This is a genomic window from Xanthomonas sp. NCPPB 2933, from assembly GCF_056725225.1.
In genome coordinates this window covers 118,060-130,384 of the sequence record NZ_CM161518.1, presented here as the reverse complement: position 1 = coordinate 130,384, position 12,325 = coordinate 118,060, and the positions used below count along the sequence as shown (strand labels likewise).

Here is a 12,325-nt window from a genome sequence, read left to right as displayed (position 1 = left end):
CGAGCCCGCTTACGCCGTGCGCGGCTGGCCCATGGAGGGCGCGGAGCGCAGTGGCAGCTGCGCATCCACCGTCACCGGGCTATCGGCCTGCAACAGCGCGCGTGCTTCGGCATCGGTGGCCACGGCCGGCGGTGAGCCACGCAACGGCAAGCCGGCGGTTTCGCGCACGAACAGCATGGTCACCAACCCGATCGCGGCTGCGCCCATCAGGTAGTACGCCGGCACCAGCGGGTCACCGGTGCGCTCCACCAGCCAGGCAGTGACCAACGGCGTGGTACCGCCAAACAACGACACCGAGACGTTGAAGCCGATCGACAGCGCGCTGTAGCGCACCGGTGTGTAGAACAGCGCCGGCAACGTGGAGGGCATCGAACTGGTGAAGCACACCAGCGCCAGGCCGAGCAGCATCAGCCCGGCGAAGATCAGCCCGTCGTGGCCGCTGCCGATCAGCATCAGGCACGGGATCGCCAACACGAACAGGGCAATGCAGGCACCGATGATCATCGGGCGGCGGCCCAGCTTGTCGCTGAACAGGCCGCCGACGATGTTGAGCGGCATCATCACCAGCATCACCAGAATGATCAGCAACAGGCCCTTGCTCTCGGCATAGCCCATGGTGACGCTGAGGTAGCTGGGCATGTAGGTCAGCAGCATGTAGTCGGTAACGTTGAACACCAGCACCAGCCCAACGCACTTGAGCAACTGCGGCCAATGCAGGCGCAGCAGCGTGAGCAGGCCCTGGCCTGCGGTTTGCCGTTCGCGTTGTTCCGATTGCGCGGTATAGGCGCGAAACGCCGGGGTTTCTTCCAGTTTCATGCGCATGTACAGGCCCAGCAACCCCAACGGGCCGGCGACCAGAAACGGGATGCGCCAGCCCCAATCGAGCATCTGTGTCTGGCTCAAGGCCATGTGCAATGCGGTCACCGTGGCCGCACCGGCGATGTAACCGCCCAGCGTGCCGAATTCCAGCCAGCTGCCCATCAGGCCGCGATTGCGGTCGGTGGCGTATTCGGCGATGAAGGTCGCTGCCCCGCCGTATTCGCCGCCGGTGGAAAAGCCTTGCAGTAGCCGCGCCAACAGCAACAACACCGGCGCCCACACGCCGATGGTTGCATGGGACGGAATCAAGCCGATGCTGAAGGTGCCCAGCGCCATCAGGATCATGGTGGCCGCCAGCACTTTCTGCCGCCCGTAGCGGTCGCCGAGCGGGCCGAATACCATCCCGCCGATCGGTCGCACCAAAAATGCGACGGTGAACGTGGCAAAGGTCGCAATCAACTGCGCGGTGGGATTGCTCGCGGGGAAGAACACCTGCCCCAAGGTCACCGCCAGATAGCCGTACACGCCGAAGTCGAACCACTCCATCGCATTGCCCAGTGCGGCCGCACCCACGGCCTTGCGCAGCATCGGGCGGTCGACCACGGTGACTTCGTCCAGTTGCAGTTGGCGGCGGCGCTTGAACCAACCGAAGTGCGAGGCAATCGCGCGCGTGTCGTGCATATGTTTGGTCTCCATGTGCGGCCATCGCTGCCCACTCGCCCTGGCAACGCACAGGACACAGCACATCGCGCGCGCATGGCAAACGCACATGCAGGGGATGACACCGGAGGCATTCCCGGACGGCCGCGAACACTCAGCGACGCTGCGGGACAGACGACCAAGGGGTGGGCAAGTGCCCAGGGGCTTGATCAGCCGCACATGTTACTACAGCGTGCAGATCGCTGCAGGCGCGAGGGCGGAGCTTTGCCAAAACGCCCTGTTTTCAAGGCGTTTCAGCGCATACAGCAACGGCCGCGCCCACCTTGCGGTGAGCGCAATAGTTTTGTCAGCTGCTCTAAATCGCAGGCTCACCCAGCACTGCCAACAACGGCTGCAGATCCTCGCGCGTCTGCGGGCGCACGGCGCGCGCGACTTCTTCGCCATCGCGCAGCAGGATGATGGTTGGCCATAACTTCACGCGAAAAGAGCGGCCAAGCGGCCGCCCTTTTCCATCTTCGACCTTGCGGTAATCCACCGCCTCAAAACCACCCAGCAGTTTTTGCAATAGCGGCTGGGCGGCCATGCAGTGACCGCACCAATCGGTGCCGAACTCCAGCACCTGCAGCCCGGCCTGTGCATCCACCTCGCTGCGCTCGGGTGCCTGCGTGGCGTACTCGCGAACAAACCCCATCGCGTGCGTGCTCCGCTATCAGGACAGCGCGCGCTGGATGTCTTCCAGCGGCAGATTGGTGAGGTCCTTGGCCAGATCACCCACCAGGCGCTGCTGTGTTTCCTTGTGCAGCAACGGGCGGACGCGGCCCAGCGTGGTCGGGTCGGCCACCAGGACCAGATGGGTGTATTCGTGCTTCAGCGCGCCATCGTTCAAGGCATGCGACAACTGCTTGGCAAAGGTCATTTCGTCCAGATCCGCGTTGCTCAGATCCTGCGGTGCCTTGCCGGCGGGGCCGTCGTCATCGACGTTCTGCACATCGGTGCGCGCGTGCTGACGCAGCACCACCTTGGCTTCGTTGCCGGTGTTGGTGAACCAACGTGCTTCGCCGCCATCGGCCACGACCACCAGTGCACCCTGAGGAATTTGCAGACTCATCCGACTCTCCTGATCAATGTCGGCACTGCAAGTGCAGCACCGGTCCGTCTCAACCTAGGCGAGAAGATGTAAGCGCGGTGCCTAGTCGATGTCAGCGTGGCGTTAGTGTGGCGCGGCCAATGCCGGTGGTGGCAGGCCCAGATGCTTGCTGAAGAAGCGTGCAGTGACCCGCAACGCCTGCTGGCTTTCCGGCAGTGTCTCGGTGAGATGGAAACCGTGGCCCAGCCCGTCCCAGACATGCAAGTCCGATTCGCGACCCAGATCCACCAGGCGCGCATGTGTATAGGCCGTGGCGCTCAACTCGGCCGCACGCGTTGCGGTGAGAAACAAGGTCGGCGGAAACTGGCGCAGCACCGCATCGGAGAACACCGGCGACACCAGCGGGTCATGGAAGTCCACGTTCTCGCCGTAATACAGGTCTTCCATGATCGGCAGCGCCCCGGCCTTGTCCGGCAGCAAGGCATCGTTCACCGCAGCGACCACCACACGCGAATCGCCGCGATAGCGCGCATCGCCAGCGGCGCAGAACATGCCTGCCGCCGCCGGCATCGGCAGGCGCTCCTTGGCAAACCAGGCCAGCGACTCGCCGGTGAGCACACCGCCGGCCGAGCAGCCGAAGATGCCGATACGCTCCGGTGCGTAGGTCTTGAGCGCGGCGCGATACACCGCCGCCACATCTTCGCTGGCGGCCGGGAAGCGATGCTCCGGACCCATTCGGTAGTCCACCGCAACCACGCTCATGCCGGTCATCGCCGCGATCGGGATGGCTTCCATCAGGCCGAACGAGGCAGCGCTACCCATCACGAATCCGCCGCCATGCAGCTCGATCAGCAAACGCTTTGCCTGTTCGGGTGTGCGCGTGCGTGGCTCCACCCGCAACACCGGCACGCCGTTCCAGGTCTCGGGCGTGATCTCCACCGCGTAGCGTGTGCGCAGCTGCGCGATCACGCCTTCGGCCCAACGTTCGGTGTCGGCGCGGATGCTGGGCAATTGCGTCAGTAGCGTGGCGTTGTCGGCCTTGGCCAACGGATCGACGCGCGCGACTTCTGCAGCTACATGCGCGCGTGCCGCCGGGCTCAGATACTCAGAGACCGGCAGCGCGAATGCACTCACATGCCGGATGCCGTCCTGTGCGGTTGCGGCGGCGGGTTGTGCCGTCTCTGCCGCTGCAGCGTATGCAGTGCCTACGCTGCCGATCAGCAGCAAAACGACCGTTCGTGTCCACCAATGGTGTGCCATGCGTTGCCCTCCCAGGCAGTCAGCCGGCGAGGATAACGCCAGACAGCTGCGATGACCTGCCGCGCTCAGCCTGTAGAGGCCGGCAGGCCTTGCGCGTGCAGATGCTGCAATGCCTGCACCGTGGAGGTGGTCAGTGGCGATGGCAGTGCGTCCAGCGCGAACCAACCGACAGCGAGGATTGCCTCAGGCTCGCGCCGCACGGCGTGTTCGCTGCCTTGGATGGCGGCCAGATACACCGGCGCGACCCAATGCTCCGGTGGCGTCAGATCCGGCTCGAAGTAGCTGACGATGCACAGCACGCGTTGCAGGTGCACATGCAGGCCGGTTTCTTCGAGCACTTCGCGCACCACGGCGTTTTCGACGGTTTCCATCCAGTCCACCTTGCCACCTGGCAAGCCCCAATGGCCTTGCTCGGGCGCACGCCCGCGTTGCACCAGCAGCAAGTGGCCATCGGCACGGCGGATGAAGGCGCCACATCCAACGCGTGGACGCAAATCAGGGGAGGTGGTCATCGGCATTTCGCACACACAGGGGCCGCATAGTGTCCCAGATGCAATCGATGCGGTCATTGCGCCATGCGCGTTCTGAGCCGGTGTATTGGCTGCTGCCGATACCTTCCACATAGCGGGCGACGTGGGTTCGGTGAAATGAACACAAACACTGAGAATAAAAAGCTGATCGCCGCTGCGATAACACCGCCTTAGCACCGCATTGGCGAGGATGGTGGCATTCCGCGCCCTTGCGGCGCGCAGTGGTGGAGTGGTGGATGTCTCGTATCGTGTTGATTGGCGGCCACGGCAAGGTCGCGCGTTTGCTTACTCCGCTATTGGTGCGTGGCGGGCATCAGGTGACTGCATTGTTCCGCAATCCCGAGCACACCGACGATGTGATTGCCGATGGCGCCACGCCGTTGCTGTTCGACATCGAACACGCCAATACCGATGCGATTGCCGCTGCGTTCTCCGCCCACGATGCGGTGGTGTGGTCGGCCGGCGCCGGCGGTGGCGATGCGGCGCGTACCTATGCGGTGGATCGCGATGCGGCAATCCGTTCGATGCATGCCGCCGAACAGGCGCGCGTGCGCCGTTACGTGATGGTGTCCTATCTCGGTGCCGGGCTGGAACACGGCATCGGGCCAGACGATGGCTTCTTCGCCTATGCGCAGGCCAAGGCCGCGGCAGATGCGCATCTGCGCGATACCACGCTGGACTGGACCGTACTGGGACCGGGCCGGCTGACCCAGGAGGCATCAACCGGCCGCATCACCCGCGACCCGGGCGGCGATGCCGATGGTGGCGTCTCGCGCGGCAACGTGGCGCAGGTGATCGCGGCGGCACTGGCAACGCCGGCCACCATCGGCAAGACCGTGGGCTTCATCGATGGGCAGACGCCGATCCAGCAGGCATTGGCGCAGCTGGAATGAACGCCAGACCTATCGCAACACGCCACAGGCGCGTGATCCGGGCCGGCCTAACGTTTTCCTAAACCAGGGCTGGGCATAGTCGCGAGCGCATCCCACTGTGGAGACCGCTTATGTCTGCGTCCGTCGCCCCGCGCCGTGCCGGCATTCTGCCGCCGTATTTGCTGGACCATGTGGCGCAGGCGGCGCCAGAGCATGCACGCCACTGCGCGCAGCTGTCCCGCCACATCACCGCGTTCTTGCGGCAGCAGCGTGCGCGGGGCCTGCTCGCACGCGCAGAGGCGCTCGTCGCGGATGCCGCACCGGCCACGCACGCGGTGCGGCGGCGTATTTACGATGCGCAACACGGCACCGCATTACCCGGCACCCTGGTGCGCGACGAAGGCGCTGCGGCCACCGACGATGTGGCAGTGACCGAGGCGTACGACTATCTCGGTGCCACACATGATTTCTTCCAGACGGTGTACGGGCGCAACTCGATCGATGACGCCGGCATGCCGTTGATCGGCAGCGTGCATTACGAGCGCGGCTACGACAACGCCTTCTGGGATGGCGAGCAGATGGTGTTCGGCGATGGCGACGGCGAGGTCTTCAACCGCTTCACCATCGCCATCGATGTCGTCGGCCATGAGCTCACGCACGGCGTCACCGAGCGCAGCGCCAATCTGATTTACCAAGGGCAATCGGGTGCATTGAACGAATCGGTCTCGGATGTGTTCGGGGTGCTGATCAAGCAGTACGCATTGCGCCAGAGCGCAAGCAAGGCCGACTGGATCATCGGCGCAGGTTTATTGATGCCCGGCATCAACGGTGTGGGCCTGCGCTCGATGCAGGCGCCCGGCACCGCGTACGATGACCCTGCACTGGGCAAAGATCCGCAACCGGCCACCATGGCCGGCTACGTCAACACGCAAGAGGACGATGGCGGCGTGCATTACAACTCCGGCATTCCCAATCACGCGTTCTATCGCGCTGCGGTGGCGATCGGCGGCGCGGCGTGGGAGACAACCGGCCGCATCTGGTACCGCACGCTCACAGGTGGTGAACTGGCTGCGGGTGCGGACTTCGCCACCTTTGCCGCGCTCACTGTCAGCGTCGCCAGCGCCGATTACGGCGCCACCAGTGTGGAGACACTCGCCGTGCAACAGGCCTGGCGCGACGTGGGCGTGCTGGCATGAGTCCACAGTTGCCGCCGGTGGAGTTGGGCGTGACCCTGCGGCTTGCACGCGAGGGCGGCGTGGCCGCGTTCCCGGCCATGCGCCGCGAGCGGCAACTGGTGATGGATGAACTGGACGATGCGCAGCGCCTGCACCTGCGCGCGTTGCTGGACCAGTGCCTGGTGCATGCACTGCCGCGCCCGCAGGCCGGTGGCGGCGACCGACGCTATTTCAGCATCGCCTGGGACCGTGCCAGCGAACCGCTGCGCATTCCCGAAGAACATGCCCCGGCCGAAATCGTACGGCTGTGGAAACAGGGCACGCTGTAGCGCGGCTATGCCGCGGTGACAGTGCCCGCTAACCAGCCGCGCGCCCATCACCACACACAAACGAAGACACCGCGCAGTGCGCGGTGTCTGTCGTGAAAGATGGTCCAACTGCGGATGCCTGCACCCTTTAAGCTGCCTAGATGCTCTAGGGCTGCACAGCTGGTGATGCATAGTGGTGCCCACCGCGTTAGCGTGACGTGCAGCGCAGCGGTCAATCTGAAGACACGCCACGCACTGCTGCACTGCGGCAGCTCCTGGCGCCCACATTGCCGCCGCGACCGGCTTCGCGGATAGTCGCAACACTGCTCAGACAAATTCCCATGACGCCCGTGATTGTGTTGCTGCTTGCTGCCGGACTCCTTGCCGGCTTGGTACTCGCCGGTGTCATCGCCTGGCTGCTGCTGCGCCATCGTGCCCAAACGATCAGCGCAGCTGCCGCGCCCAACACGGCTATCGCGTCCAGTTCGCACGCCGCGCCAACGGTCACGCCGGAACTGGCGCCTGTGCACGAGCAGGCCCCAGCGCACACGCAGGCGCACACCGCTCCTGCACCGCAGCCATTGCCGTCCGGGCCGCCACCGATGCGCCCGTTGCTGCGGCGCATGTACGCCGCGGTGATGTCCACCCCGTCGCTGGCCGATGGCAGCCTGCCGGTCGATCCTGCGCAGGCCGATGTGCTGGCGGCGGTGGCCAGCGCGCTCGAACACGTGGACCTGCGGCCGCAACTATTGCCGCGCCGCCCGCAGCTGTTGCCGCAGCTGATGCGTGCGGTCAACGACCCGGATGCCTCCGGCCGCGGCATCGCCGCGATCATCGCCCAGGACCCGGCGCTGGCCGCCAACCTGTTGCGCATCGCCAACAGCGCCCTGTACCGCCCGCAAGGCGGCCCGCTGGAAAGCCTGGAACGGGCGGTGGTGCATATCGGTACCGAGGGTGTGCGCCAGATCGTCGCCGCAGCGGTCATGCAGCCAGTGCTGAGCCTGGATGGCGGCCTGTACTCGCGCCTGCCGGCGGCGGTGTGGGATTACGCCCTGCGCACCGCCACCGCAGCGGCCGCCTACATGCGCGAGCGCGGCGGCGACACCTTGTCGGCGCAGCTGGCCGGCCTGCTGCAGGGCCTGGGCGCGGTGGTAATCCTGCGCGTATTGCGCGACACCTACGCCGAGCGCCCGGCGCTGCCCTACAGCCTGGAAGTGGCCGCCGCCCTGGTCGAACGCCACACCGCCACGGTGGCCAAGACCATCGCCACCGCCTGGGAGCTGCCGGCCTCGCTGAACACCGCGCTGGACGAGCAGCGCCCCGAACACGACACCACCCTGCTGGCCACCTCGCTCGGCATGGCGCTGCGTTACGGCCGGCTGGCCGCCGCACTGGCCATGCTCGCCCGCCACGGCGCCGAGCATCAAGACCACGCGCTGAGCGTGCTGGCCACGTTGGAACCGGACAACGACGCCAACGCTGCGCTCTGGCAGCGGCTGGTAGCGTCCAGCGTGGAGTGATGGCCGGCCGGGTGACGCAACGCGTCTGAAACACGCGTACAGCGCAGCGATCGATGCACGCTCCTGCGCAGGTATCGCGAAGGGATTGTCAGCGTGCATGCGGATTCATCTCATCCATGCAAGCGCCCTCGGTGAAACAAGCAGTCGTGCAAAACTGGCAGGCATCGTTTGCGGCGATCATCGATGCGCGGCGCCGCATCCGGTGTCGGGACACGCCGTGAATCCGTCCGTGGAGGCTCAGTGGCGGCATCCATGCCGCCACATGGTCCCGACACCGGATACGACACCACGCTCCCACCTTTCGCGGCTGCTGATCGGCAAGCAATGCCGTCGCTCTTTCTGCAGCTACCGACAACGTCCGAAGGTGCTTGCACGCGTACCGGCGTGGGACCTTACGCGGCATGGATGCCGCGTAAGAGCCTACACGGACGTACTTGCGGCGTGTCCCACGCCGGTACGCGTGCAAGCGCCCGCAGCAGACCGAAGCACTCGCACAAAACCGGCAGACCTAGTGTCAACGCAAGTCGCAAAAAACGTATACAGAAAGTCGAGTAATCAACCCACTTCCAAACCCCGAACACAGAGCGGCAAACACGCAATATCTCCACGCAAAAAAACACCGGACCATCCCTAGATGGCCCGGTGGAGAGCGAGTCTTGGCATCCTTCGCCGAGAAGGGGCTACCCCGGTTGCTTGCTCAGTGTCACTCCTAACTCGGCGCACCTTGAGACCAAGGACGCCTTGCAGCAGGTGACGGTTCCCCAACCGTCAACCTGACACCTCGACAACAGATCTCACACCCCCACAACCGGGTCGATCACAACGGGATCGGTACGGCGACCGGCACGCCCGGCGGCAAACGCAATGCCCGCGCCCAGGATCAGCAACACCAAGGTGCTCCAGGCCGCGCGCGAGATGCCGCGTGCGGCGACGTCGCCGGCCTCGCGCGCCTTCTGCTCGGCGGTGCGCTTGAGCGCTTCGTATTGGGCCACAGCCTTCTGGTAGCTCTGCGCGTAGTTGTCGGCAATCTGCTCGGCTTCTGCGCGCGATTTACCGGTGCGCGCCACGATCAGGTTGATCAACGCATCGCGGTCGGCCGCATCGATGGCCGGCTTGGCCTGCGCACGCACACGGTCGAACCACGCGGCCAGTTCGTCCGAGGCGGCCTGCGGGGTCTGCGCCGCATCGGTGGCGGTGGCCTTGCCGTCGTTGCCTGCGGTCTCTGCCTGGGCCTTCAGACGCTCAGGATCGAGTTCGGCCTTGCCGGTCTGGCGCAGTACCGTGTCCAGCTGGCCGCGCAGGTCGCCCCAATCCAGCTCGATGCCCTGCTTCTTCAATTCATCCTGCACCCCATTGCCCAGCGCTGGCGCCGCAGCAGCGATACCCTGCCCGGTCAGCGACAAGCCCTTGCCGACCACGCCCGACACCGCACCTACCGCGTTGCTGGCCAGCGCCGCCACCAACCAGGTGGTGATCAGCGAAGTGACCGCCCAGCTCAACAGACCGTGCAGCCCGCCGCGTACCGTGGCCAGGCGGCCGGCGACGAACGCGCCTACGCCAATCGAGAGTAACGTGCTCAACGCTAGCCAGATACCCGCACCGGTGCCCAGCCCGCTGACCGGGTTGGCTTCACGCAGCGGATCGATGGTGGAGGCACCGATCGCGGTACCCAACACGCTCAGCGTCAGATAAGTCACCAGCGCGAAGGTGCAGCCGGCGAGCACGGCGCCCCACGACATCCTGGGGGCGAGAGTGGACTGGCGAACGACCTGTGCCATGGGAGTGCCTCACAACGGTAGAAATGGGCGCTCAGTGTGTAAGGCGTGCCGCGCCCATGCCTGAGCCGAATGCACCAGTGCGGCTAGTGCATTCGCGTCAGGCAGCGGCTACCGTGTGCCGCCACCCTTGGTTTCCATTGCCTGGTTTCCATCGCCGTTGTTACCCGAGGTCATCCCATGTCGTCAGCGAGTGAAACCGCGCCGCCCAGCAGCCCGCCCCAGTCCACCAACCGCCGCCAGCTGCAGCAGATCATCACCGGGCTGAGCGAGGGCGTGATTCTGGTCGAGCCGGATCAGTCCATTACCTGGGCCAACGAGGCCGCGCTGGCCATGCATGGCGCACGCGTGCTGGAAGACCTGGGCGCCACGGTGAGCGAATACCGCGAGCGCTTCCAGCTGCGCTATCGCAACAACCATCGCTTGAGCGCGGGCAATTACCCCATCGACCGTGTCATTGCCGGCGAAGTGTTCAACGATGTGGTGGTGGAAGTGGTGCGCGCCGGCACTGAGGAGCAATGGGTGCACCGTGTGCGCAGCCTGGTGCTGACCGACGCACACGGCGCGCCGGATTGCCTGGTGCTGATTGTCGCCGACGCCAGCGACTGGGCCAGCGCCGAGCAGCGCTTCGAACGCACCTTCAACGCCAACCCGGCGCCTGCGGTGATCTGCCGGCTCGCCGATCAGCGCTATATCAAGGTCAATCAGGGCTTTGTGGAAATGACCGGCTACACGCGCGAAGCGGTGGTGGGCAAGAGCGTGTTCGAGGTGGATGTGCTGGAACTGGCCGACCGCCGCGAACTGGCGCTGGAGCGCCTCAACGAGGGCACCACCATCCCGCAGATGCAGGCCGAACTCAGTCTGCCCGATGGCACCACCAAGATGGTGGTGGTGGCCGGCCAGCCGATCGAAATCGGCGAAGAAGCCTGCATGCTGTTCACCTTCATGGACCTGGAACCGCGGCGTCGCGCCGAGGTGGCCTTGCGGCAAAGCGAAGAACGCTTCGCCAAGGCCTTCCGCATTACTCCGGTGCCCACGCTGATCTGCAATGCCGACACCTTGCAGATAGTGGAAATCAACGACGCGGTGGCGCAGACCACCCAGTACGCCAGCGAAGACATCATCGGCAAACCCATCGAAGAAATCGGCCTGTTTCCCACGCGCCAGGCGTATCAGCAGTTCTGCCACGCGCTGCAGCAAAGCGGCAGCATGCTCAATGTGGAATACCCCATCGCGCGCAAGGATGGCGAGCAGCTCGATTGCCTGATCTCGGCCGAAACGGTGAGCATCCACGGCGTGCCGTGTTACCTGCTGTCGCTGATGGACATCACCGACCGCAAACGCACCGAGATGGAATTGGTCGCCGCCATCGAAGAAGTGATGCAGGACGCCTCCTGGTTCAGCCAGACCCTGTTGGAAAAGCTGGCCAACGTGCGCCGCGCCAATCGCCCCAGCCAGGCACAGAGCTGCGGCATCGCCGAACTGACCGGACGCGAGCGTGACGTGTTGGGCTTGCTTGCCGAGGGCCTGGCCGACAAGGAAATCGCACAGCAACTCAGCGTTGCGCCCAATACCGTGCGCAACCACGTGGCCGCGCTGTATTCCAAGATCGACGTGCACAGCCGCGGCGAAGCGATCGTGTGGGCGCGCGAGCGCGGCTTTGCCGGCCGCAGCACCAAAAAGCCCGCGCGCAAGGCCTGACAGGCTGTAGCTTGGCCGGATGCACTATCCGCCCTGGTGCATCCGCATGTGGGCAGGCACCGCGCGGGCCGACACCATGCTCACACCGGCCCGCACAGACTAAGCCGGTTCCCCAACTACGAGAAACGTCCCATGGATAAGAACCGTATCGAAGGTACCGCCAAGCAGGTCAAGGGCTCGGTCAAGGAAGCCATCGGCCGCGTCACCGGCGACAAGAGCACCGAGCTGGAAGGCGCCGCCGAAAAGAATATCGGCAAGGTGCAGAGCAAGGCCGGCGAAGTGGCCGACAAAGTGCGTGACGCGTCCAAGTCGACCAAGTAACTCCATTGGCCGGAGCAAGGGTTGGCTGTTTTGCGTAGTCCACTACTTTGCAAACGGCGCTACCGAGTTTTAGCGATAGATCGCACCAACGCCCCGACTTGATCGGGGCGTTGGCGTTTGTGGAGGTTGGATAAAGTGCAGCACTCCTCCGTCATTGCTGCGCGGAAGTAAATCTTGCAATCGTCTGCGTTGGCTAGCACTGCTGCTTTCCACTGCATGACGCAGCAGTGACGTCCCGCCAGAAATAAGCGACGTCGGTGAGATAGACACGGCCACCTGGACGCCCGAAAGCATTCA

At 65.0% G+C, this 12,325-nt stretch carries 12 protein-coding genes; 6 read left to right on the top strand and 6 right to left on the bottom strand.

The window, feature by feature from the left end:
• Nucleotides 1–9: 9 nt before the first annotated feature.
• From proP to AC1PLU_RS00480, 5 genes are all read right to left on the bottom strand, one after another.
• Nucleotides 10–1,500 (bottom strand): glycine betaine/L-proline transporter ProP, encoded by a 1,491-nt coding sequence (proP, locus tag AC1PLU_RS00500; RefSeq protein ID WP_481107378.1) that lies wholly within the window; start codon nucleotides 1,498–1,500, stop codon nucleotides 10–12.
• Nucleotides 1,501–1,834: 334 nt separating this feature from the next.
• The gene (locus AC1PLU_RS00495; RefSeq protein WP_481107377.1) at nucleotides 1,835–2,170 is read right to left on the bottom strand and encodes a thioredoxin family protein; all 336 of its coding nucleotides are present in this window, start codon (nucleotides 2,168–2,170) and stop codon (nucleotides 1,835–1,837) included.
• 18 nt (nucleotides 2,171–2,188) lie between these two features.
• On the bottom strand, nucleotides 2,189–2,587 hold the full coding sequence (locus AC1PLU_RS00490) for a host attachment family protein (protein WP_006453262.1): 399 nt from the start codon (nucleotides 2,585–2,587) through the stop codon (nucleotides 2,189–2,191).
• A gap of 102 nt (nucleotides 2,588–2,689) precedes the next feature.
• Nucleotides 2,690–3,826, bottom strand: a complete 1,137-nt coding sequence (locus tag AC1PLU_RS00485; protein WP_104551787.1) for an alpha/beta hydrolase — start codon at nucleotides 3,824–3,826, stop codon at nucleotides 2,690–2,692.
• A 65-nt stretch (nucleotides 3,827–3,891) separates the two neighbouring features.
• Nucleotides 3,892–4,338, bottom strand: a complete 447-nt coding sequence (locus AC1PLU_RS00480; RefSeq protein ID WP_481107376.1) for an NUDIX hydrolase — start codon at nucleotides 4,336–4,338, stop codon at nucleotides 3,892–3,894.
• Nucleotides 4,339–4,592: 254 nt separating this feature from the next.
• Between AC1PLU_RS00480 and AC1PLU_RS00475 the strand changes: the two genes are divergently transcribed.
• From AC1PLU_RS00475 to AC1PLU_RS00460, 4 genes are all read left to right on the top strand, one after another.
• Nucleotides 4,593–5,249, top strand: a complete 657-nt coding sequence (locus AC1PLU_RS00475; RefSeq protein WP_481107375.1) for an SDR family oxidoreductase — start codon at nucleotides 4,593–4,595, stop codon at nucleotides 5,247–5,249.
• 110 nt (nucleotides 5,250–5,359) lie between these two features.
• On the top strand, nucleotides 5,360–6,424 hold the full coding sequence (locus AC1PLU_RS00470; RefSeq protein ID WP_481107374.1) for a M4 family metallopeptidase: 1,065 nt from the start codon (nucleotides 5,360–5,362) through the stop codon (nucleotides 6,422–6,424).
• Nucleotides 6,421–6,732 (top strand): protealysin inhibitor emfourin, encoded by a 312-nt coding sequence (locus AC1PLU_RS00465; RefSeq protein ID WP_481107373.1) that lies wholly within the window; start codon nucleotides 6,421–6,423, stop codon nucleotides 6,730–6,732. The genes AC1PLU_RS00470 and AC1PLU_RS00465 overlap by 4 nt, the downstream gene beginning before the upstream one ends.
• A gap of 320 nt (nucleotides 6,733–7,052) precedes the next feature.
• A complete protein-coding gene (locus tag AC1PLU_RS00460; RefSeq protein WP_481107372.1) occupies nucleotides 7,053–8,231 on the top strand; it encodes an HDOD domain-containing protein in 1,179 nt (392 codons plus the stop codon).
• A 794-nt stretch (nucleotides 8,232–9,025) separates the two neighbouring features.
• Here AC1PLU_RS00460 and AC1PLU_RS00455 read toward each other — a convergent pair.
• Nucleotides 9,026–10,009, bottom strand: coding sequence for a hypothetical protein (locus AC1PLU_RS00455; protein ID WP_481107371.1), 984 nt, complete (start codon nucleotides 10,007–10,009; stop codon nucleotides 9,026–9,028).
• A 177-nt stretch (nucleotides 10,010–10,186) separates the two neighbouring features.
• Here AC1PLU_RS00455 and AC1PLU_RS00450 point away from each other — a divergent pair, with 177 nt between their 5' ends.
• Both AC1PLU_RS00450 and AC1PLU_RS00445 read left to right on the top strand, forming a co-directional pair.
• Nucleotides 10,187–11,707 carry a PAS domain S-box protein gene (locus AC1PLU_RS00450; RefSeq protein WP_481107370.1) on the top strand — a complete coding sequence of 507 codons (1,521 nt, stop codon included), beginning with the start codon at nucleotides 10,187–10,189 and terminating at the stop codon, nucleotides 11,705–11,707.
• A 132-nt stretch (nucleotides 11,708–11,839) separates the two neighbouring features.
• A complete protein-coding gene (locus AC1PLU_RS00445; protein ID WP_006451426.1) occupies nucleotides 11,840–12,028 on the top strand; it encodes a CsbD family protein in 189 nt (62 codons plus the stop codon).
• Nucleotides 12,029–12,325 lie beyond the last annotated feature (297 nt).